Source organism: Aeromicrobium sp. 636, from assembly GCF_024433585.1.
Lineage (GTDB): Bacteria > Actinomycetota > Actinomycetes > Propionibacteriales > Nocardioidaceae > Aeromicrobium > Aeromicrobium senzhongii.
This window is the reverse complement of sequence record NZ_WNJU01000002.1, coordinates 340,332-363,051: the sequence shown is the minus strand read 5'-3', so window position 1 is coordinate 363,051 and position 22,720 is coordinate 340,332. Positions and strand designations below refer to the sequence as shown.

Annotated in this window: 18 protein-coding genes; 5 read left to right on the top strand and 13 right to left on the bottom strand. The window is 71.1% G+C overall.

All coding sequences use genetic code 11. The features are described from left to right. Positions 1–484: 484 nt before the first annotated feature. From GL325_RS08315 to GL325_RS08300, 4 genes are all read right to left on the bottom strand, one after another. On the bottom strand, positions 485–886 hold the full coding sequence (locus tag GL325_RS08315; protein WP_187769213.1) for a hypothetical protein: 402 nt from the start codon (positions 884–886) through the stop codon (positions 485–487). A gap of 90 nt (positions 887–976) precedes the next feature. Then, on the bottom strand, positions 977–1,633 hold the full coding sequence (locus GL325_RS08310; RefSeq protein ID WP_187769212.1) for a GAP family protein: 657 nt from the start codon (positions 1,631–1,633) through the stop codon (positions 977–979). Positions 1,634–1,682: 49 nt separating this feature from the next. Further along, the gene (locus GL325_RS08305) at positions 1,683–1,892 is read right to left on the bottom strand and encodes a hypothetical protein (RefSeq protein WP_154596655.1); all 210 of its coding nucleotides are present in this window, start codon (positions 1,890–1,892) and stop codon (positions 1,683–1,685) included. Between the two features lie 10 nt (positions 1,893–1,902). Continuing rightward, positions 1,903–2,241: a hypothetical protein gene (locus tag GL325_RS08300; protein ID WP_154596654.1), complete on the bottom strand. Its 339-nt coding sequence runs from the start codon at positions 2,239–2,241 to the stop codon at positions 1,903–1,905. A 56-nt stretch (positions 2,242–2,297) separates the two neighbouring features. On the opposite strand from GL325_RS08300, the gene GL325_RS08295 reads away from it, so the two are divergent. Next, positions 2,298–3,200, top strand: a complete 903-nt coding sequence (locus GL325_RS08295; protein ID WP_187411516.1) for a mechanosensitive ion channel family protein — start codon at positions 2,298–2,300, stop codon at positions 3,198–3,200. Then, on the top strand, positions 3,197–3,601 hold the full coding sequence (locus GL325_RS08290) for a globin (RefSeq protein ID WP_154596653.1): 405 nt from the start codon (positions 3,197–3,199) through the stop codon (positions 3,599–3,601). Before GL325_RS08295 ends, GL325_RS08290 begins: the two co-directional genes overlap by 4 nt. Here the strand turns inward: GL325_RS08290 and GL325_RS08285 are convergent, their stop codons facing one another. The 3 genes from GL325_RS08285 to GL325_RS08275 form a co-directional block, all read right to left on the bottom strand. After that, positions 3,602–4,303: a thioesterase family protein gene (locus GL325_RS08285; RefSeq protein WP_187769211.1), complete on the bottom strand. Its 702-nt coding sequence runs from the start codon at positions 4,301–4,303 to the stop codon at positions 3,602–3,604. An 89-nt stretch (positions 4,304–4,392) separates the two neighbouring features. Continuing rightward, entirely contained in the window at positions 4,393–4,620 is a 228-nt protein-coding gene (locus GL325_RS08280) for a biotin/lipoyl-binding carrier protein (protein WP_154596651.1), read from the bottom strand. Continuing rightward, complete coding sequence (locus GL325_RS08275) at positions 4,617–6,125, bottom strand: acyl-CoA carboxylase subunit beta (protein WP_187769210.1); 1,509 nt, start codon at positions 6,123–6,125, stop codon at positions 4,617–4,619. Before GL325_RS08275 ends, GL325_RS08280 begins: the two co-directional genes overlap by 4 nt. A gap of 133 nt (positions 6,126–6,258) precedes the next feature. Here GL325_RS08275 and fabG point away from each other — a divergent pair, with 133 nt between their 5' ends. Genes fabG through GL325_RS08260 form a run of 3 tightly spaced genes read left to right on the top strand, consistent with a single transcriptional unit; the run spans position 6,259 to position 8,700 of the window. Next, positions 6,259–7,014 (top strand): 3-oxoacyl-ACP reductase FabG, encoded by a 756-nt coding sequence (gene fabG, locus GL325_RS08270; protein ID WP_187411517.1) that lies wholly within the window; start codon positions 6,259–6,261, stop codon positions 7,012–7,014. Between the two features lies 1 nt (position 7,015). Beyond that, on the top strand, positions 7,016–8,056 hold the full coding sequence (locus GL325_RS08265; RefSeq protein WP_187769209.1) for a phosphotransferase family protein: 1,041 nt from the start codon (positions 7,016–7,018) through the stop codon (positions 8,054–8,056). 20 nt (positions 8,057–8,076) lie between these two features. Next, positions 8,077–8,700, top strand: a complete 624-nt coding sequence (locus GL325_RS08260; protein ID WP_255467048.1) for a TetR/AcrR family transcriptional regulator — start codon at positions 8,077–8,079, stop codon at positions 8,698–8,700. Positions 8,701–8,715: 15 nt separating this feature from the next. Here GL325_RS08260 and GL325_RS08255 read toward each other — a convergent pair whose 3' ends face one another. The 6 genes from GL325_RS08255 to GL325_RS08230 all read right to left on the bottom strand — a co-directional run bounded on the left by GL325_RS08255 (position 8,716) and on the right by GL325_RS08230 (position 22,637). Then, positions 8,716–9,684: an NAD-dependent epimerase/dehydratase family protein gene (locus GL325_RS08255; protein ID WP_187769208.1), complete on the bottom strand. Its 969-nt coding sequence runs from the start codon at positions 9,682–9,684 to the stop codon at positions 8,716–8,718. Positions 9,685–9,820: 136 nt separating this feature from the next. Further along, complete coding sequence (locus GL325_RS08250) at positions 9,821–10,234, bottom strand: holo-ACP synthase (protein WP_187411520.1); 414 nt, start codon at positions 10,232–10,234, stop codon at positions 9,821–9,823. Beyond that, the gene (locus GL325_RS08245) at positions 10,225–19,212 is read right to left on the bottom strand and encodes a type I polyketide synthase (protein WP_187769207.1); all 8,988 of its coding nucleotides are present in this window, start codon (positions 19,210–19,212) and stop codon (positions 10,225–10,227) included. The genes GL325_RS08250 and GL325_RS08245 overlap by 10 nt, the downstream gene beginning before the upstream one ends. 272 nt (positions 19,213–19,484) lie before the next feature. After that, positions 19,485–20,237: an SDR family oxidoreductase gene (locus tag GL325_RS08240; RefSeq protein WP_187411522.1), complete on the bottom strand. Its 753-nt coding sequence runs from the start codon at positions 20,235–20,237 to the stop codon at positions 19,485–19,487. After that, positions 20,234–21,451, bottom strand: a complete 1,218-nt coding sequence (locus GL325_RS08235; protein ID WP_187769206.1) for an acetyl-CoA C-acetyltransferase — start codon at positions 21,449–21,451, stop codon at positions 20,234–20,236. Before GL325_RS08235 ends, GL325_RS08240 begins: the two co-directional genes overlap by 4 nt. A 40-nt stretch (positions 21,452–21,491) precedes the next feature. Next, a complete protein-coding gene (locus GL325_RS08230; RefSeq protein WP_154596646.1) occupies positions 21,492–22,637 on the bottom strand; it encodes an acyl-CoA dehydrogenase family protein in 1,146 nt (381 codons plus the stop codon). Positions 22,638–22,720 lie beyond the last annotated feature (83 nt).

Here is a 22,720-nt window from a genome sequence, read left to right as displayed (position 1 = left end):
CCTGCTGGATGGGGCGACCTGTGCCGCTCCCGCGCACGACGCACCGTGGTTCGACTCGTCCCGGACGCTCGCGAGAACGGTCGGGATCCGCGGCATGGTCGTGGTCGGGACCTTCGTGTCGATCGCTGACCTGGCGATCGCGTTGTCGGGGCCAGGCGAGCCTGCCTGGCTGAGTCCTCGTAGCTCAGCCGACTTCGTATCAAAGCTGCCAGAGTCGGGTGGTCGAACACCGCCGCGTAGCTTCCGGCTTAGACTCACCAACCCCGTGCGTCCTTTCGCCGAGGGGGTTCCTATACGACCTTTTGGTGAGCGCATCAGCTCGTGGCGGCCGTCGCGCGCGATGAAGACCCGCTCGGGTTGGTTGATACCCACCACATGGTCCGGCTCATCGAGCGCTCGGACAGCCCCTGTCAGGCTGCGCTGCTCGTGTTCGGCCAACGCGTCGCTGGCCGCGCGACGCACCGCATCCGCGAGAAACCGCCCATCAGCCTTCTTGCAAGGCAAGGGCAATGAAGACGCCCAAAGCGAGCGACAGTGCCCAGGGAGCAACCCACGAGATGGGGCGGTCCAAACGTCGCTCGATGATGTGGTGGAGCACGCCGTAACCCGCTGAAGCGACAATCAGCACGGGCGCTGCATCCCGCAGCGCGGACCATCCAACGTCGGTTGAAGCCGCCAACGAGGCGAACGCGAAGCCCGCCGCACCAACGACTAACCCGACTCCCATGTATCCCCAGGGAAAGGCGTCCGTGACCAGATCAGGATCGCGATGCTTGACCCCGTCGACGGCCGCAGCCACGAGTCCGAGAGCAGCACCAGCGATCCCCAGGCAGACCAATACCGCCGCCACCAAGACGCTCATACCATCGCCCAACATGTCGGACACGGTGATGCTGGATGGTGTCGAAGTCAAGAATGAGAGTCGCCGCGGACTTCACAAGACATCTGCGGACAGTCGGACGAAAGAGCCACGCCCTCACAGTCCGAGCATGTGCACGATCCCGCGGCCGACGAGGAACAGTCCGCCCGCCGTCAGGATCAGCACCGTCACCAACCGGCCCTTCGCGTCGATGAAATGGGACAGGGCCTGCAGCAGGCGCCGCGTGGGCTGAGGCGCCACCAGCGTCATCGCGAGGGGAAGCCACGCCGGCACCGCGCCCAGAACGGTCACGATGGCGACCACGATCAGGCGTTCGAGAACGTCGATGTGGCTGGCAGCGATCTCCTTGGCCACCGGGACCATGACCGCCAGCGTCGTGAAGTTCGTCGCCATGGAGAACACACCGAAGCCCAGCGCCGCGCTCGGACCGAGCCCGCGATCGTGCGACTTCTTGGGCTTCGGGGCACGTGGCCGCCGGTACCGCAGCACAGCGGCGATGAGCAGGAGCAGAACACCCAGGCCCACGTCGAGGGAGGCGCTCAGCCTCGGCTCCTCGGGAAGCGCGATGGACCTGCCGAAAAGGACCAGGGCCGACAGCAGGACCAACAGCGTCCCACCGACACCGAGGGCGTAGCACCCGGCGATGCGGCGTCCGTTGCGCCCGGACAGCAGCACCGTCTGCTCCGTCATCATGACCGGACTGACAGCGCCCACGAGGGACAGCGGGATCACGAGCGCAAGCACACTGAGCATGTGCCTGAAGCGTATCGCCGGATCCGTGTCCGGGCCTGCCGCTGTGGCGCTAGTGCTTGAAGTGCCCGGTCGCGCGGGCGAGGAGGTGCTGGACCTCGCGGCGGTCGGCGACGGCGAGCTTCGCGATGAGCTTGTCGGCGGCCTTGCCAGCGACGGTGGTGACGGTCCTGCCCTGCCAGGAGATCAGGACCTTGCCGTCCTTCGTGACGACGTGACCGAAGACGTCCTCCGCGAAGCGGTTGCGGGCGTCCTCGACCATGAGCGCGGGACTACTTGGTGGTGTCGGCGTCCGGCTTGGTGTCGGTCGCCGCGCCCGGGAGCGGCATGCGGTGCGTGGCCTCGATGTCGTGGTCGGCCTTGGTGGCCTCTTCAGCGGGCGTCGGGGGCACGTAGTGCTTGCTCTTGGTGTTGATCGCGGCCGCGATGAGCGCGATCACGACGGCCAGCACGAGGGTGCCGCCGATGAAGATCGCGACCCACTCCAGCCACGAGAGGGTCTCGCCCTGGTCCCACGTGTCCGGGGCGGTGTCGGCCGAGGCCGGCGTCGCGAAGACGACGACGGCGAGCAGGGCGGCGGTCACGGGGGTGATCACTCGGGCGAGGCTCATGGGCACATCGTATCCATCCTCATCGGAGCTCGACCGCTCACCCGTAGGGTTGAGTCGTGGATTGGTCAGTGAAGCTCGAGGACGTCGTCGCCTGGTTGTTGGATGTGCCCGGCAAGGCCGTCCTCATCATCGCCATCGCGGTGGTGCTGCGCTGGCTGGCACACCGATTCATCAACCGGCTGACGGGCCGCGCCGCGAAGGGCGCCGTGCCCGAGATTCTCGCCAATTCCAAGGCCGGCGTGTTCCTGTCCGACCTACGCAACGGCACGGCCGAGCGACGCCGACAGCGCGCCGAGACGATGGGGTCGCTCCTGCGCAGCATCGCCTCCGGCGCCATCTGGAGCATCGCCTTCGTCATGGTGCTGGGGGTGTTCGGTCTGCCGATCGCTCCGCTGCTGACCGGCGCCGGTGTCGCCGGTGTCGCCCTGGGCTTCGGCGCGCAGACCCTCGTCAAGGACTTCCTCTCGGGCATCTTCATGATCCTCGAGGACCAGTACGGCGTCGGTGACGCCGTCGACCTCGGCGAGGCGTCCGGCATGGTCGAGTCCGTCGGCCTGCGCGTCACCAAGCTGCGCGACGTCAACGGCACCGCCTGGTACGTGCGCAACGGCGAGATCCTGCGCGTCGGCAACCAGAGCCAGGAGTGGGCGCGCACCGTGCTCGATGTGACCGTCGCCTACGACTCCGACCTCGACCAGGTCCAGCAGATCCTGCGCGAGGAGGCCCACGCCCTCTACACCGACTCGACCCTGTCCTCGTTCATGATCGAGGAGCCCGAGGTCTGGGGCGTCGAGCGGTTCGACAAGGACGGCGTCGTCGTCCGCACGGTGGCCAAGACCGCTCCCCTGCACCAGGGCGAGGTGGGCCGTGCCCTGCGAAGCCGCGTGCTGCGCCGCTTCGACGCGGCCGGCATCCGCATCCCCTCCACCACTTTTCCGCCCTCGGGAGGCACCGCATGACCGAACCGCAGAACGACACGCAGGCCACGGAGACGTTCTACGAGGCGATCGGCGGACACGCCACCATCGCCCTGATCGTCGAGGTCTTCTACCAAGGCGTGGCGCAGGACGAGCTGCTCAAGCCCATGTACCCCGAGGAGGACCTGGGCCCCGCGGCCGAGCGCCTGACGATGTTCCTCGAGCAGTACTGGGGCGGGCCCACCACCTACTCGCAGCGCCGCGGCCACCCGCGCCTGCGCATGCGGCACGCCGACTACGCGGTCACCGAGGAGGCGCGCGACCACTGGCTCAAGCACTTCCGCGACGGCCTGGACGCCGCACAGCTGGAGCCCGAGCTGGACGCGCAGTTCTGGGCGTACGCCCAGCACGCCGCCAACTTCATGATCAACGCGAAGGGCTGATCAGCCCATCGCCGCGAGGAGCGACTGCCGCTCCTCCTCGGTGAACTTGCGCGACGACTGCTTCGCCGCCTCGAAGCCCACCAGCACCGCCGAGGACGAGGCGAACGCCTGACCGTCGGCGCCCAATTGGGCCTCGATCACGAAGGATCCGTTGCCCACCCGCGCGACGCGCGTGCGGGTCTCGAGCGCCGGGCACCAGTCGATCGGCCGGTGGTACCGCGCCTCGACACTGGCGACCACGAAGTTCCCCGGCGTGAGCCGGCTCAGCACGCCGTCGATGAACGGGACACGCGTCTCCTGGAAGAGCTCGAAGACCTGGGCCTCGCTGATGTGCCCGGAGCCGTCGAGGTCCGTGCGCCGCACCGCGATCGACCCGACCTGGGCCGCCTGGTTCAGCGCCTCGGGGGCGGCATGGGTGCCGAACTCGACCTCGACGGCGGCGAACTCGGTGTCCGTGCCGGCCACGCCGATGGACTGCACGATCTGGTTCTGCTCGACCCGGCTCGTGACCACGACGGGCTGGCGACCCAGCAGCAAGGGCCGCTTGAACTGGATCCGCATCGCACCGATCGGACCCGGCGGAATCTCGCTCATGCCGGCGCGGGCGTTCTCGGCGTACCGCAGGTAGACGACGTTGTTGACGTGGTTCAACGAGTCGAGGTCGGCCCAGCGCATCGGGATTTCGTGTCGGAACTCGGTCACCCGCGCATCCTGCCACGCGCCCTTCCGCCCACCACATGGACACTGTATTGTGCTCGACTGTCGGGCCCATAGAGCCGCCCGACGCGCCCTCAGGCGCCGACGGTGTCGTCGATCTCGACGACCGCGTCGCCCTCCTGGACGATCTGGCCCTCCGAGACGAGGATCCCGGCCACGTGCCCGTGCACGGGCGAGACCACGGGGATCTCCATCTTCATCGTCTCCATGATGACCAGCGGGTCACCGGGTCCGACCTGGTCGCCCTCACGGGCCAGGATCTTCCACACGTTGCCGACGATCTCGGCCTTGGCGTTGATCATCGGTGCTCCAGCAGACGCATGGCGGCGACCAGCCGGTCGCGGGTCTCCTCGGGGTGGATGACGTCCTCGATGATCCCGGCCTCGGCCGCGGCATAGGGACGCGCGACGTTCTCGCGGTACTCGGCGGCCAGCTCGTCCCGCAGCGCAGCCGGGTCCTCGGCTGCGGCCAGGGCACGTCGGTGCAACAGCCCCACGGCGCCGCCGGGGCCCATCACCGCGATCTCGGCGTTCGACCAGGCCCAGGCGTGGTCCGCGCCCAGCGAGGTCGAGCCCATCGCGATGTACGCGCCGCCGTAGGCCTTGCGCACCACGACGGTCAGGCGCATCGAGCGCTTCGCCTCGACGTAGGCCTTCAGCACCTTCGCGCCGTGCGTGATGATGCCGCGACCTTCTTCGACCGTGCCCGGCAGGAACCCGGGCACGTCGACGAGCGTGACGATCGGGATCCCGAACCGGCCGCAGAACTCGACGAAGCGGGCGATCTTGACCGAGGTCTTCGAGTCGAGGATGCCGCCGCGGACGGCCGGCTGGTTCGCGACGACACCGACCGGGCGGCCGTCGATCCGGCCGAACAGGGTCAGCGCGCTGCCGGCGTGCTCGGGCATGAGCTCGAGGCGGGCGCCGTTGTCGAGCACGCCGTCGACGACGTTCCGCATGTCGAAGACCACGCTGGCCTTCTCGGGCACGACGGTCGGCAGGCCCGCGGCCGAGATCGGGTTGACCGGCACGGCGTCGCCGACCGGCAGCGGCGCCTCGACGTTCGAGGGCAGGTACGACAGCAGGTGCCGGACCGACTGCAGCGCGTCGAGCTCGGTCTCGACCTCGAGGTGGGCAACACCGCTGATGCGGGTGTGCATCCCGGAGCCGCCGATCTCGTCGGCCGTCGCGTCCTCTCCCGTGGCGGCGCGGACGATGTCCGGGCCGGTCAGGAACATGTGACCGTGGCCCTTGACCATGATCGTCCAGTCGGTCAGCGCCGGCGAGTACGCGGCGGCGCCGGCGCACGGGCCGAGGATCACCGAGATCTGCGGGATGCGGGCCTGGGCCTCGACGTTGAGGGCGAAGATCTCGCCACAGCCGTGCAAGGCATGGATGCCGTCGGGCACCCGGGCTCCCCCGGAGTCGTTGACGTAGACGATGGGGAATCCGCTGTCGATCGCGAACCGCTGGGCGCGGCAGATCGCCGCGGCCATCACGGCGCCGATCGCGCCCGAGGCGATGGCGGCGTCGTGGCAGGCCACGACCACCGGACGACCGTCGACCAGACCCCAGCCCGTGACGACGCCGCTGCCGGCGCCGGGCTGGGCCGACTTCAGCGGAGCCAGCTCGACGAAGGTGCCCTCGTCCACCAGCAGCTCCGCGCGTTCGCGGGCGGTGTGGACGCGGGCGCCCCGGGGCTCGACGCGGGCGAATCGTTCGCGTCGGCGCTGCTCGAGGCTCGCGCGCGGGGCCGAGCCCGCGTCAGTCGTCTGCGTCGTCAGCCGGTCGTGAGAAACATGAGGCATTCCTCAACTATAAGGCAAACATGAGGAACTCCTCATATTCGCCGTGCGTGTTTCCGATGTGACCTTCCGCACCCGATGGGTCGTGCGCTACGGTGAACTAAGCAAGCGCTTAGACACTTCAAGGAGACCGCACGTGTCCGAATCCCGTACCGCCATCATCACCGGAGCCGCCCGTGGCATCGGCGCCGGCATCGCCAAGCGATTCGCCGCCGACGGCTACAAGGTCGCCGTCCTCGACCTCGACGAGGCCGCCTGCCAGAAGGTCGTCGACGAGATCACCTCCGCCGGTGGCCAGGCCCTCGCGGTCGGCGCCAACGTCGCCGACGCCGCCGCCGTCGAGGCCGCCGTGACGAAGGTCGCCGAGGAGCTGGGCGCGCCCACCGTGCTGGTCAACAACGCCGGTGTCATTCGCGACAACCTGCTGTTCAAGATGACCGAGGACGACTGGGACATGGTCATGAACGTGCACCTCAAGGGCTCGTTCCTGATGACCAAGGCCGTCCAGAAGTACATGACCGAGGCCAAGTACGGCCGCATCGTGAACCTCTCGAGCACGTCGGCACTGGGCAACCGCGGCCAGGCGAACTACTCGGCCGCCAAGGCCGGACTGCAGGGCTTCACCAAGACCCTCGCGATCGAGCTGGGCAAGTACGGCGTCACCGCCAACGCGATCGCTCCGGGCTTCATCCAGACCGACATGACCGCCGCCACGGCTGAGCGCATCGGCGTGCCGTTCGACGACTTCATCGAGTACGCCGCCAAGGAGATCCCGGTGCAGCGCGTCGGGCAGCCCGAGGACATCGCCAACACCGCGGCGTTCCTGTGCGGCGAGGCGGCCGGCTTCGTCTCCGGCCAGATCATCTACGTCGCCGGCGGACCGAAGGACTGACGTGACCTCTTCGGACGAGAGCGTGGAGGGGCTCGACCTCCTCGCGCTGCGGACGTGGCTGGACGCTGAGGTTCCCGGGGAGCTTCCCGGGGACCTCAGCGCCACGCTGATCACCGGCGGCAAGTCGAACCTGACGTACGCCGTCACCAACGGCGAGCGGGACGTGATCGTCCGGCGTCCCCCGCTGGGTCACGTGCTGGCCACCGCGCACGACATGGGCCGCGAGCACAAGGTGATGGCCGCACTGGCCGGGACGGCCGTCCCGGTCCCCCGCATGATCGCCGAGTGCACCGACGACTCCGTCATCGGCGCGTCGTTCTACGTCATGGAGCGCATGCCCGGCACCGCGTTCCAGCGCGCGTCGGACCTCGAGGCTCTCGGGGCCGAGCGCACGCGTGACATCACCGAGCGACTGGTCGACACCCTCGCCGACCTGCACGCGGTCGACTACCAGGCCGTCGGCCTGGCCGACTTCGGTCGTCCCGACGGGTACCTGACGCGTCAGGTCGCCCGCTGGAAGAAGCAGCTCGACTCGTCGCGCTCGCGGGAGATCGAGGGCATCGACGAGCTGGCCGAGCGACTGACCCGATCGGTCCCGTCGTCCAGCGACGGCACGATCGTCCACGGCGACTACCGCCTGGACAACGTCCTGGTCGACACCGAGGACGGCGACCGCATCACGACCGTCCTGGACTGGGAGATGAGCACGCTCGGCGATCCTTTGACGGACGTCGCCGTGATGCTCGCCTACCAGAACCTCGCACTGGCCGCCGGCCCGTCGAGCGGCCAGGTCACCGACGCACCCCTCGCGGCGGGCTACCTCTCACCCGACGAGGCGGTCGAGCGCTACGCCAAGCGCTCGGGCCGCGACGTCAGCGAGCTGGGCTTCCACCTGGGTCTGGCGTACTTCAAGCTGGCCGTGATCCTCGAGGGCATCTACCTGCGGCACTCGCAGGGCCAGACGGTCGGATCGGGCTTCGACGGCATCGGCGCGATGATCGACCCGCTCGTCCGGGCCGGATTGGACGCTACTTCTGAGTAGCAACGGGTAGGGTGACCCCCGTGACCACCCAGATCCTCGAGCCGCGCAAGCGGCCGACGCAGGAACGCAGCAAGGTCAAGTTCGACCACCTGTTGCAGGTCTCGCGTGATCTCCTGCTGGAGACGGGGTTCGAGTCGTTCACGTGCGAGGAGGTCGCGCATCGCGCCGGCCTCCCGATCGGCACCCTGTACCAGTTCTTCGCGAACAAGTACGTGATCGTGTGCGAGCTGGATCGCCAGAATGCCGTGGCGATCCAGTCCGAGCTGGACAAGCTGGCCGGCGAGCTGCCCACGCTGGACTGGCTCGTCCTGCTCGACCGCCTCGTCGACCACATGGCGCAGCTGTGGATCAACGATCCGTCCCGCAGCGCCGTCTGGTACGCCGTGCAGTCCACCCCGGTCACCCGCGCGACCGCCGAGATCACCGAGCGCGAGCTCGCGGCCCGCGTTGCGCACGTCCTGGCGCCCTTGACGCCGGGCACGCCGCGCGACCGTCGCAAGATCATGGCCGAGGTCCTCGTGCACATGTCCTACTCGATGCTGAACTTCTCGGTCCGTGACCTGCAGGAGCACCACGAGGCCATCATCGAGCTCAAGCGGCTGCTCGCCTCCTACCTGCTGGCCGCCGAGGCCGGCGCCACCTGAGTCCTCCCCTCTCGGTCAGAGGGCGGTCAGGACGCGGCGCTCCTCCTCGTCGGTGAGGCCACACGGGCGAGGCTCGGTGCGGGCCTCCTCCCAGGCGAGCGCGTCGGCCAGGGTCTCCTCGAGCGGACGGGTCACGAGCCCTTCGGCCCGAGCGCGGCGCGTGTCCATCGTGGCGAAGCCGCGCCAGTCCGCGTCGTCGATCCACAGCGGCAGTGACTGCGGGCCCATCCAGTGGTCGATCCCCAGTTCGCGCAGCCGCTCCACCGGGACGGCTCTCGGGCGCGCCGAGGAGCCGGCCACCACCCGCGCTGCCGCGTCGAGCACCGATCGCAGGTCGGTGGTGGTCCCCGTGGCGTTGAACACGCCCTCCACCTGCCGCTCGGCCAGGCTGACGATCCAGGCAGCCAGGTCGCGGACGTCGATCATCGCGCACGGGAAGTCGAGGTCGTCGGGCACGACGACCTCCGGGCCCACCGGGTGGGCGAATCGCCACGGCCAGTAGCCGGTGCGACCCGACCAGTCCCCGGCGCCGCCGATGAGGCCTGACCGCACCACCGCGGCCGGCCCGGCGGCGCGCACCGCCTCCTCGCACGCGACCTTCGCGGGACCGTAGTCGTCGTCGGAGGCCATCGCGTCGGCGACCAGCGGCGCGAGGGTCGCGGCGTCCTCCGTCTGCTCGAGCGAGGAGAAGTCGGCGTAGGCGTTGCCGCTGGAGACGAGGGTCCAGTGGGCGGCGGTCAGGTCGCGCACGGCACGTCGCACGTGACCGGGTTGGCGCGCGACGTCGATCACGCCTCCCCAGCCGTGACCGGCGAGCGGCGCGAGGCCGTCCTCGTCGTCGCGATCGACCCGCACGAAGTCGACTCCCGGGGGCGGCTCGGCCGAGCCGCGGGCCCCGCAGGTCACCCGGTGTCCGCGCGCCACCGCCGTCAGGGCGATCTCACGGCCGAGGAAGGCGGTACCGCCCAGCACGAGGAGCTCCATCGCCCCAGCCAACCCCCGCGACTGCGGCGTGGGAAGGGCTGTTCGCCGACGGCACAATCCCCTCCCCCTCCCGAGATTTGCTCCCCTTTCGACCTCTCAAAGGTCGTGAAAGGTGGAAATGGGAGCAAATCTCGGGTCAGCGGGACAGGGTCACCATCGCGGTGGCGTAGGCACCGTCGTGGCTGAGGCTCACGTGGATGGCGACGTCCGGCAGGCGCTTGGCGACCTCGCCCAGCAGACGCACCCGCGGGCGACCCCAGGCGTCGCGGATGATCTCGATCGACGCGTGCACGTGCTCGTCCATCACCGGCGGCTCGCCCCACAGCGACTCCGACCAGGCCTTGATGAACGCCTCCTTCGCCGCCCAGCGGGCGGCCAGCGACGCCATCTCGAGCTCGGGGGTGCGACGCCCGGGCCCCGAAGGCGAGCTCCGGGCGTCGCGGCGCTCGGCAGCGGTGAAGGCACTGCCGGCGCGGGTGCCCGGTCGCCGCAACTCCTCGGCGAATCCGGACACGTCCACGAGGTCGATCCCCGTGCCGATCACCGGCACGCGTACACCCCGTCGTCTCCGAGTCGGGCGCTGTCGTCGAGCAGCAGCGCGGCCTCGCGCTCGCGCACGCCCGTCTCACCCAGGCGACGGCCCGCCGGACGCCGGTACAGCGCGTCCCCGCCGTACATCGCGTCGACGAGGCGCATCCGGCCCTCGATCCGGCGACGCTCGGCCGCCTCGAGGTAGCGCTCACGCTCGTCGACCGGCAGCGACTCCACGAACGCCTGCGGGTGGACCACGGCGATCAACCCGGCGACGTGACCGAAGCCCAGGCTGGTCAGCAGACCGGCCTTGAGCGGGCCCGTCACCAGCGGCTCGCGCAGCCAGACCAGGTGCTCGTGCTCGGCCAGGTCGTCCATGACGCAGTCCAGGCTGCGGTTCGGCGGCACCACGCCACCTTCGAGCACCTGGCACAGCCCGATCAGCTGGAACGCGGCGGCGCCGCCCTTCGCGTGACCGGTCAGCGCCTTCTGGCTCATGACGAACAGCGGGTTGCCGTCGCTGCGGCCCAGCGCCGCGGCCAGCCGCTCGTGCAGCTCGGACTCGTTGCGCTCGTTGACGCCCGTCGACGTGTCGTGCTTGGACAGCACGCCGATGTCGTCGGCGCCCACTCCCAGTGCCGAGAGCGAGCGGGCCAGCTGCGACTCGCGGCCGCCACGACCCGCCGCCAGGGCACCGAGGCCCGGAGCCGGGATGGACGTGTGGACACCGTCGGCGAACGACGCGGCGTAGGCCACGACACCCAGGACCGGCAGGCCCATCCGCGCGGCCAGGTCGCCGCGCGCCAGCAGGATCGTGCCGCCGCCCTGCGACTCGACGAAGCCGCCGTAGCGCCGGTCGTTGGCCCGGCTGAAGTACCGGTCCTCGATCCCCTTGGCCGCCATGGCCGCGGACTCCGCCGTGGCCGACATGTCACCGAAGCCGACGATCCCCTCGACCGAGAGGTCGTCGAAGCCACCGGCCACGACGAACTCGGCCTTGTGGAGGCGGATCTTGTCCACACCCTCCTCGACCGACACGGCCGTGGTGGCGCACGCCGCGACGGGGTGGACCATCGCGCCGTAGCTGCCGACGTAGGACTGCACGACGTGCGCGGCGATGACGTTGGGCAGCGCCTCCTGCAGGATGTCGTTCGGCTTCGCCTCGCCCAGCAGGGTGTCGATGTACAGCGAGTGCATCGACGACATGCCGCCCATGCCGGTGCCCTGCGTGTTGGCCACGAGGGTCGGGTGGGTCCAGCGCATCAGCTCGGCCGGGGTGAAGCCCGACGACAGGAACGCGTCCACCGTGCAGACCAGGTTCCACAGCGCCACGCGGTCGACGGCCTCGACCATCTCGGCCGGGATGCCCCAGACCGTCGGGTCGAAGCCCGTCGGGATCTGGCCGCCGACCGTGCGGGTCAGCTTCATCCGGCGCGGCACGCGGACCTGCGTGCCCGCCTTGCGGGTCACCGTCCACTCGCCCTCGGCGTCCTGCGCGATCACGGTGTGCTGCGGATCGGCGTCACGCATGGCCTGGGCCTCGGCCTCCCCGGAGACCGTGAACGTCAGGTCCTGGTCGAGGTAGACCGACGCCAGCAGCGGAGCGCTGTTGTCGACCATCTCGCCGTCGTCGGCGTAGCGGCGCACGCCGATCCGCTCACGGACGGCGTCCTCGTAGCGATCCGCGATCTCGTGCTCCTCGACGACCTCGCCGGAGGCGGTGTCGAACCAGCCGCGGTTCGTGGCGTCCCAGCTGAGCAGGCCCGTGGACCACGCCAGCTCGAGGACGCCGGCGGCCGAGAGACGGTCCTCGACCTCCATCTCGAAGCGCGTGCGCGCCGAGCCGTACGGGCCCAACTCGCCGGCACCGACGATGACCACGAGGTCCTCCGGACGCGCCGTGACCTCGGCCCAGTCGGGCGTCTGGACGCGGTCCAGGCGCGACGGCGGCGCGGGCAGCGCCGGGATGGTCGCGGTGTCGGAGGAGACGTCGGTCCCCTGCTCGCCGCGCTCACGCGCCGCCTCCTCGGCCAGGGCCCGCAGGTCCAGGTCGGCGTCGCCGAGGCCTCCGGTGAGGTCGAGCGTCAGCGGTCCCTCGGTCGCCTGACGGCGAGCCTGCGGGGTGCACGCCTCGAGCAGCGCGACGGCCATCTCGTCGGGCGACCAGGTGCGCACGCCGGCGGCCTCGACGGCCTCGACCAGCGGATCGTTGCCGCCCATGAGGCCCGTGCCGCGGACCCAGCCGATGATGGCGTGGGCCAGCGTGACCTTGTCGGCCCAGCGCTTCTCCGAGCCCCACTTGGTGACCAGCGCGTCGAGCGCGGCCTTGGCCTCACCGTAGGCGCCGTCGCCGCCGAACATCCCACGGTTGGGCGAGCCCGGCAGCAGCACGTGCAGGCGGGCGTCGAGGTCGCGGTCGGTGACCGACGACGACAGGGCGCCGACCAGCCGCTCGACCGACCACAGCAGGATGCGCATCTCGAGCTCGGCCCGCGGACCGGCCTCGGTCGCGTCGCCCATGACCCGGCCGGCCGCGAACGGCACGAGCAGGGTCGGGGTCAGTGCCGGCTTCGAGACCGTGGTGACACCGGCGGCGGTGCGGGACTGCTCGGTCCCGATCCACTCCACCAGGGCGTCGACGTCCGCGAAGGAGGCCAGGTTGGCCGGGACGACCCACAGGACCGCCCCGGCGCGGGCGTTGCGGCGGTAGAGGTCCTTGAAGAACGCCAGCTTCCTCGGCGCCAGCGAGGACGTGGTGGCCACGACCGTGGCACCGCCCGCGAGCAGCTCGCCCACGACGGAGCCGGCGATCGAACCGTCGGCCGCACCGGTCACGACGGCGACCTCTCCGGCGAAGAGACCGGGGGTCGTGTCGCGCGCGTCGGCCGCGATGCGGGCGAACCGCTCGTCACCGGTTCGCGCGAGCCAGTGCTCGGCCTGCTTCGCGACGACCTCGCCGGTCCCCACGAAGGAGCCGTCGACCTGGTCGCCGTGGGCCAGTCGCGCGAGGTCCTCGCGCGCCGAGGCCCAACGGTCGTCCAGGACGACCGCGTGCTCCGCGTCGAACACCCCGGCCGTCGCCTTGATCCAGTCCGAGCCGAGCTCGGCCTCGACGCGCTCGACGACCGTGGCCGCCTGCTCGTCGGGCTCGACCGTCTCGGGCACGTCGACGAGGTCGAGGTGCTCGAGGACGAGTCGCGCCGCCGAGGCCAGCACGCCGTCGCGGCCCTTGATGGCCGCCGAGAACTCGCCCAACGCCTCCGCGTCGATCGTGGCTCCCTCGCCACCACCGGCCGACGGCATCTGAACACTCACTCCGTGGCGGGCAGCCACGGACTGCACCGCCGCGTCGATCGCGGCATCGACGTCGCCGGCCGAGGCGATGGACGCCTCACCGAACGCGCCGCCGCGGACGCTCTGACCCTCACGGGTCACCATCGCCAGCTCTGCCAGGACGTGCGACGCCCAGCCCGAGCCCAGCTGCCACGCACCCGTGACCCGGTCGGCGACCGACGACTGCTTGCGGCCGGTCGGGCCGAGCACCTTCTTGAGGTGGTCCGAGAACGCCTCACCCAGGACAGGGCCGAACGGCTTGTACGTGCGCGCCAGGGCGTCGACCTGACCACCGAGCGTCACCAGGTCGGCCTCGGCCGCCCCGTCGATCGCGCCCAGCGAGAGCTCGCCACCCAGATCGATCAGCAGCTGGTTGCGCCGACTCGACGCACCGTCGGTGAGCGACTCGATCGAGTCGGCCGCACCGAGCTGGTCCAGGCGCAGCTTCGTCCACCAGGCGACCAGGACGCGCGTGGCGTCCGCCGCGGTGAACGGCAGGTCGGCGGCGGTCTGCGTGGCGGGACCGCCGGCCGGAGCGGCCACGGGGGCGGCGGCCGGTTGCGGCGCGCCGTCCTCGACGGTCGTCTCGGGGGCCTCGTCCTCGACCGGGGCCGGGTCCTCGTCCGTGCCGTAGACGGCGGCGGCGTCACGCTCGACGTTGAGCACCTCGACGCTCGGGTAGCCGGGCAGCTTCAGCGTGCCGGCCGCCAGGTTCGCGACGGTGGGCGCCGAGCCGACACCGACCTCGACGAAGCGCTCGACACCCAGTCCACCGTCCTCGACGGGGGTGAACATGAGGTCCTGGGTCTCGATCCAGCGCACCGGGCTGGCGAACTGCCAGGCCAGCAGCTCGATGAGCAGGTCGCGGCACAGCACACCCGGGTCCTCCGAGCGGCGGACGGTGGTGCCGACGTACTCCTCGACCTCGCGGATGAAGTCCTCGTCGAGGCTGAAGGGCCGCGGCACGAGGTTCGGGACGTAGCGGCCCTCGAGGATCGACGGGTCGATCGCGGGCGGCAGCAGCTCCTGCAGCTTGTGCCGGAAGTCCGGCACGCCGCCGTGCAGCACGCGGCTGTGGAACGGCACGTCGATGCCCGGCACCAGGATGAAGGCCGCCTTGCCGCCGAACCGCTCACGGCGCGCGGCGACGTCCTTCTCGAGGACCTCGAGCCCGCGGACCGTGCCGGCGATCGCGTACTGCGAGCCGCGCAGGTTGTAGTTGACGATCTGCAGGAACTCGCCGGCCGCCTCGCCGAGGCCCTCGACGTAGTCCTTCACCTCGTCGTCGGCCAGGCCGATCTGCGAGGGCCGGATGGCCGCGAGGCGGTAGTCGCTGCGGCCCTTCTCGTCGCGGGGCACGAGCGTGTGCATGACCGAGCCGCGCTGGAACACGACCTCGACGACGGCCTCGAGGCTGATGACGCCCGAGACCGCGGCGAGCGCGTTGTACTCGCCCACGGAGTGACCGGCCAGGATCGCGCCGTCGACGAACGCGCCACCCTCGCGCAGCTCGGCCATCTGGGCGGCACCGAGGACCGCCATCGCGACCTGCGTGAACTGGGTCAGGTACAGCACGCCCTCCGGGTGGTGGTGCGTGACGCCGCGGACGGTCAGCTCGGTCGGGTTGTCGCGCACGACGGTCAGGATCGAGAAGCCGAGCGCCTGACGAGTGTGGCGGTCGGCGCGGTCCCACACCTCGCGGGCGGCGGGGCAGCGCTGGTAGCCGGCCATGCCCATCCCCGGGCTCTGGATGCCCTGGCCGGGGAACGCGTAGGCGGTCCGGGGCGCGTCGGTCAGGGCCGACGCGGCCATGACGATCTCGCCGTCGGCGCGGACCGTGACGTCGAGGACCTCGCGACCCTGCGTGAGTCCCACGCGGTCGGCACGGATCTCGACCTCGGCACCCGGACGGACCGGGGCCATGAAGCGGGTCGTCCAGCCGGCGATGCGACGTCCGGTCTCGGAGGTCACGGCGTGCTGGGCCGCGGCGGACGTCCACATGCCGTGGACGATGGGCCCGCCGAGGCCGGCCAGCCGCGCGGCGGCCGTGCTGGTGTGGATCGGGTTGTGGTCGCCGGTGACCGCGGCGAACGGTCGCAGGTCCGTCGGCGCCGAGACCGTGGTGCGGACGCGCGAGCGGCGCGGCGTGTCCTTGACCTCGACGTCCGCCAGGACTCCCCCGGCGCGCGCCGGGTCGGCCAGCGGGGCGCTGCCCGCACGGCCGCGGATCGCGAAGCGCTCGCGCATCGTGGCGACGTCGCCGACGGTGACGTCCACGGTGACGACGCGGCCGTAGGCGGACTCCTCGACCGAGGTCAGCCGGGCGCTGATCCGGAGCGTCGTGCTGTCGGCCGGCAGCCGGCCGGCGGTGATGGCGTGGTCGAGGTGGACCAGGTCGAGCATCCCCTCGACGACGGGCAGGCCCTCGGCCGTGCGCGCCTCGCCGATCACGGCGAAGACCGCGGGCCAGGCCAGGCCGACCAGCACGTCAGGGACGCGATGGCGGCCGAGCACGAGCGGGCCGGCGCTGACCGCGGCGTGGTCCGCGGCGAGGTCCGGGTCCCAGGGCGCGTCGAGTCGCGCGACGCCGTCGCGGACCTCGGGCAGCTCGCCGGCGACGGCGCCGCGCACGATCTGCGACATGGCGGCGACGGCCCCCTCGGTCGAGACGACGGGCGCGTGGCCCTTCGCCGTCGTCGCGGGGAGGTCGAGGCGCAGGGTCAGCTCGCGGGCGCCGCCCAGCGGCACGACGAGGTCGACGGACGACTCCCCCGCCACGGCGAGACGCGCACCCGTGACCGCCTGCTCCGCGGTGGTCGCGGAGGTCAGCACCCAGTCGGCGCCGAGGCGGTGGACCGGGTTGCGGACCGTGCGGCCGGCCCAGCTCACGTCGGGCGCGGCGAGCAGGAGCGCGAGCGCGCCGGCGAGGGCGGACTCGTCCTCACGACGCCGGCCGGGCACACGCTGCGGCGCGCGACCCGAGGCGAGCAGGGCGTCGATGGCGGCGTCCTCGAAACGCTGCAGCAGATCGGCCACGGGCTCGTCGACACGCGTGATGCCCGCGACGCTGGCGGTGCCGGGGATGATGCAGACCTCGTCGGCGGAGTACCGCGGGTCGTGTGCCTGCCACAGCGAGTCGGAGCGCCACCAGCGGCGCACGTCGGCGTCCACGACGGGCACGAAGTTGACCGGCTTGCCGGCGCGACGGCAGACCTCGACGAAGAACGCCTCGTCGGCCGGGTGCAGGGTCACGGTGGCGGCGTCGGGGTGCGCGGCCAGCAGTCGCTCGATCGCGGCGAGGCCGTCCTCGACCTCGGCAGCGGTCGGGAACAGGGTCGCGACGTCGCCGCGATCCTGCTCCGCGAGGCGGGCCTCGGCCCGCTGGAGCAGGGCGTGGAAGCGGTCCCTCAGGGAGACGTCGAGCCACTCGGGCGAGCCGTCGACGGCGGTGCCGGAGAGCTCGACGAAGCGACGCAGCCACTGCGCGTAGGTCATGGTCGCGACGTCACCGAAGTACGGCTTCGCGGTGCGGTCGAGCGCCTCGATGATCTCGTCGCGTCGCGCGGCCACGGCCTCGGCGTCGCCGGCCACCTCGTCGAGCAGGCGGCCCGTGCGCGAGGCGGTGTTGTCGATCTCGTGGATGTCCGCACCGAGCTGGCTGCGGCCCGAGGCCATGCCGTTCTTCGCGGTGCCCGCGCCGACCCAGGCGCCCGTGCCCCGGGTCTCGACGAGCAGCTGCTTGACCTCGGGAGCGGTCGTGGCCTCGAGCGTCGCCATTGCCGCCGTGCCGACGAGGATGCCGTCGACGGGCATGTCGGGGAAGCCGTGCCGGTGGGCCCACGTACCGGTCAGCCATGCCGCGGCGCCGTCGGCGGTGCCGATGCCACCGCCGACGCACAGCACGACGTTCGACTGGGCACGCAGCTCGCCGTAGGTCGCCAGGACGAGATCGTCGAGGTCCTCCCACGAGTGGTGTCCCCCGGCGCGCCCACCCTCGACCTGCACGATGACGGTGCGGTCGACCTGCTTGGCGATCGCCAGGACCTGGCGGATCTGGCGCACGGTGCCCGGCTTGAAGACGACGTGCTCGATGCCGGCCTCGGTCAGCTCGTCGACCAGGGCCACGGCCTCCTCCAGCTCGGGGATGCCGGCCGTGACGATGACGGCGTCGATCGGTGCGCCGGCCGCGCGGGCGCGTTGGACGAGCCGGTTCTGACCCAGCTGGAGCCGCCACAGGTACGGGTCGAGGAAGAGGGAGTTGAACTGGAAGGTCGCGCCCTCGTCGAGCAGCGTGCCGAGCTCGGCCATGCGGGCCTCGAAGATCTCCTCGGTGACCTGTCCCCCGCCGGCCAGCTCGGCCCAGAAGCCGGCGTTGGCGGCCGCGGCGACGATCGGGGCGTCGACGGTGGTCGGCGTCATCCCCGCGAGCAGGATCGGGGATTTGCCCGTGGCCCGCGTGAAGGCGGTCTCGACGACCGTCGACCCGTCCGGCAGGGTCGCCAGGCGCGGCGCGTGGGCCGACCATGCCACCGGGAGCACCGGACGCGCGCCGCTGATGGTCAGCTCGCGATGGCCGCGGCGGGTGGTGGCGGCGACCAGGCCGACACCACGGGAGCGGACCTCAGCCGCCGAGAGGCGCGAGGCGAGGTCGGCCGGGCCCAGGTCGATGATCCAGGTGGCACCGGCGTCGAGCGCGGTCGTGATCTCCTGCACCCAGTCGACGGGATCGATGATGGCCCGCTCGGTGATCCGGCGCGCGTGCTCGGGGTCGATGCCGATCCGCGCGGCCCACTCGGCCACGAGATCGGCCGCGGCGGCGAGGTCGGGGTGATGGAACGCCAGGACGGAGTCGACCGGCTCGAGGACGGGGCTGAACGGGGCACCGCCGGTGACCTTCCGCTCGCGGAGGTCCGCCTCGTGCGCGGCGACCTCCTCGAGTCGCGCGGTGGCGGCCTGGAGGGCCGACTCCGGGCCCGAGAGGACGACCGCGCGGCGGCCGTTGCGGATGCGGCAGACCGCGCCGGTCCCCTCGACGATCGAGCCGACCCGCTCGGGGACGACTCCCGAGACGGCCAGCATCGTCCGGCCCAGCAGACCACGGCGACGGCCGACCAGCTGTGCGGCGGCACCGATGAGTCGGGCCAGCGCCAGCACCTCGACCTCGGGGACGCCCGCCAGCACCTCGGCGGCCAGGACGCCCTGCGAGTGTCCGGCGACGGCGACCGGCGGGTGCGCGACGATGTCGAGGCCCTGCCGCGACAGCGCACGCAGGCCGGCGAGCTGCGCCAGCGTGATGCCCGGGACCGATGCCGCAGGGGCGGTGAGCTCGATGCCCGCCGGCAGGCCGGGTGCGTCGTCGTCCTCGGCGGACTCGCCGACGGCCAGCACGTCGACCCACGCGACCGGATCGAAGGCGACACCACCACGGGCCACCTCGGCCGCGACGGGCGCGATCAGCGCGTCGCTGCGGCGCACCAGGTCGGCGACCTCGGCCTCCAGCGCGAAGTCGCGCACCACGTCTGCCAAGGGCTGCAGCCAGTCACCGCCCTGTCCACCGAAGGCCAGGGCCCAGGCGGTGCCCGCGCGCAGGTCGTCGAGGAGGCTGTCCGTTCGGCGATCGGTCGGGGCCGGGGTGCGGAACACGGAGGTGTCGAGCGTCGTCATGCCATCCATCCTCACATGAACATGAGGATTTCCTCATCTTTAATCCGAGGGTTTCCTCATGTTCTATGTCACACGGCATGGTGCGATCGGGCCCGGTGAGGCCCGTGTGGCTGGTGGAGTTCGTAACCGTGTGTTACACACATGGTTACCCACACTATGGGGACAACTTATCCCTCAGAGCGCCGTAGAAAGTGCCTTTCGCGCAGGATTCAGCAAAAGACACGACAACGGGCCCCGGGACATCGTCCCGGGGCCCGTCGAGTACGTGTCAGTCAGACGCCGCCGGTCAGCGTCAGACCGCCGTCGATCGCCAGGCACTGGCCCGTCACCCACGCCGCGTCCTCGGACAGCAGGAACGTCACGACGCCCGCGATGTCCTCGGGCAGGCCGAGCCGCTTCAGCGGGTAGGCCGAGGCGACCTCCTCCTCGCGGCCCTCGTACAGCGCACCGGCGAACCGGGTCTTGACGACCGCGGGCGCCACCGCGTTCACGCGCACGTTCGGCGCCAGCTCCAGCGAGAGCTCCTGCGTCACGTGGATGACCGCGGACTTGGACGCGCCGTACATGCCGATGCCGGGCGCCGGCTTGAGTCCGGCGACCGAGGCGATGTTGACGATCGCGCCACCGTTGTCCTTCAGCGACGCGCGGTAGGCCTTCTGCGCCCACGAGACGGCACCGAGCACGTTGACCTCGAAGATCTTGCGACCCGCGGTCAGGTCCATCTCGATCATCGGCCCGTACGTGGGGTTGATGCCGGTGTTGTTGACCAGGAAGTCCAGTCCGCCGAACTGCTCGACGGCCTTGGCGATCGTCTCGTCCTGGTGGTCGACGTCGTCGGCCGCACCCGCCACGTAGGCGGCGTTGTCGGGGCCGAGCTCGGCCACCGCGGCCTCGAGGGCCTCGGTCTTGCGAGCCGTGATGACGACCTTGGCACCGTCGGCCACGAGGCGCTGCGCGACACCGAGGCCGATGCCGCGCGACGCGCCCGTGACGATGGCGACCTTGCCGGCGAAACGCTGCGTCACGAGAGGCGCTCCAGGACCATCGCCATGCCCATGCCGCCACCGACGCACATGGACTCGACACCGAACTGCTTGTCGTGCCACTGCAGCGAGTTGATCAGCGTGGACGTGATGCGCGCGCCGGTCATGCCGAACGGGTGGCCCACCGCGATGGCGCCGCCGTTGACGTTGAGCTTGTCCAGCGGGATGCCGAGCTGCTTGGCCGAGCCCCACGCCTGGACGGCGAACGCCTCGTTGATCTCGTACAGGTCGATGTCGTCGATGCCCATGCCCGCGTTCTTGAGCGCGGCCGGGATCGCCTCGACCGGGCCGAGGCCCATGATCTCGGGCGACAGGCCGGTGACGGCGGTCGAGACGATGCGCGCGAGCGGCGTCAGGCCGAGCTCCTTGGCCTTCGTGTCACTCATGATCACCACGGCGGCCGCGCCATCGTTGAGGGGGCAGGCGTTGCCGGCCGTGACGGTGCCGTCGGGACGGAAGACCGGCTTGAGGCCGCTGACGGCCTCCAGCGTGGTGCCGGCGCGCGGGCCGTCGTCCTTGGTGACGGTCGTGCCGTCGGCCAGCGTGACCGGGGTGATGTCCTTGGCCCAGAAGCCCTCCTCGATGCGCTGCTCGACGAGGTTCTGGCTGCGGACGGCGAACTCGTCCTGCTCACGGCGGCTCATGCCCAGGTACTGCGCGACGTTCTCGGCCGTCTGGCCCATCGCGATGTACAGGTCGGGCAGGCTGCCGCTCTCGCGCGGGTCGGTCCACGTGTCGGCGCCGCCCTCGGCGCGCTTGGCGGTACGGGCGATCGCCTCGGCGAAGGCCGGGTTCTCCGTGCCGGGCAGGTCGGCGAAGCCGTTGCCGAACCGGCTGACGGTCTCGACGCCGGCCGAGATGAACGCGTCGCCCTCGCCGGCCTTGATGGCGTGGAACGCCATGCGCGTGGTCTGCAGCGACGACGAGCAGTAGCGGTTCACGGTGACGCCGGGCAGGTGGTCCATGCCGGCCAGCACGGCCACGGCGCGCGCCAGGTTGTGTCCGCCCTCACCGGCGGGCTGGCCCACGCCCAGGTGCAGGTCGGTGATGTCGCGGCGATCGAGGCCCGGCACCTTGGCCAGGGCGGCCTCGATCATCTGGACGGTCAGGTCGTCCGGACGCATGTCCTTGAGCGACCCCTTGCCCGCGCGGCCGATCGGCGAGCGGGCGGTGGAGACGATGACTGCTTCGGGCATGGGTTCTTGCCTTTCCTCGGGGTGTGTCGGAGGGCTTCGCTCAGAAGCCCAGGTCGCGGCCGATGAGTTCCTTCATGATCTCGTTCGAGCCGGCCCAGATCTTGGTCACGCGGGCGTCGCGCCAGGCGCGGGCCACGCGGTACTCGTTCATGAATCCGTAGCCGCCGTGCAGCTGGACGCAGTGGTCGAGCACCTCGTTCTGCACCTGCGAGCTCCACCACTTGGCCTTCGCGGCGTCGGTGGAGGTCAGGGTGCGCTGCGCGTGCGCCGCGACGGCGGCGTCGACGTACGCCTCGGCGACCTCGATCTGCGTCACGAGCTCGGCGAGCAGGAACTTGTTGTGCTGCAGCGAGCCGATCGACTGGCCGAACGCCTTGCGGTCGTGGCAGTACTGGATCGTCTCGAGCAGGATCTGCTTGGCGTGCGCCACGTTCGAGACCGCGCACGACAGCCGCTCCTGCGGCAGGCGCTCCATCATGTAGATGAAGCCCCGGTCGACCTCGCCGATCACGCGGTCGTCGCCGACGCGGACGTTCTCGAAGAACAGCTCGGCGGTGTCGGACTCCTCCTGGCCGACCTTGTCGAGCTTGCGGCCGCGGCTGAAGCCCTCGTCGGTCGCCTCGATCGCGAAGAGCGTGATGCCCTTCGCGCCCTTCTCGGGCGACGTGCGCACGGCCGTCAGGACCAGGTCGGCCGAGAACCCGTTGGTGATGAAGGTCTTGGAGCCGTTGATGACCCACTGGTCACCGTCACGCACGGCGGTGGTGCGCAGCGCGGCGAGGTCGGACCCGCCGCTGGGCTCGGTCATGCCGATCGCGGTGAGGATCGTTCCATCGGCGCAGCCCGGCAACCAGCGCTCCTTCTGCTCCTGGGTGCCGAGGTCGACGATGTACGGCGTCGCGATGTCGGTGTGGATGCCGACGCACGAGGCGAGCGCTGCGGTGATCTTGCTGAGCTCCTCGGCCAGGACGGCGTTGAAGCGGAAGTCCCCCGCCCCCGCGCCACCGAACTCCTCAGGGATCTCGAGGCCGAGGAAGCCCTCGGCGCCGGCGGCCGTCCAGAACTCGCGCGGGAACGCCTTCGCCGAGACGAACTCCTCGGAGAAGGGGCGCGCGTGCTTGTCGAGGAAGGCGGCGCAGGACGCGCGGAAGTCCTCGTGGTCGGCGGAGTAGATCGTGCGGTCCATGCGGTCCTCTCGCGGGGGGATCGGTGGCGCATCGGCGGCCACCCGGAATGACTAAGCGCTTGCTTAGTGTGACAGTCCTGCGT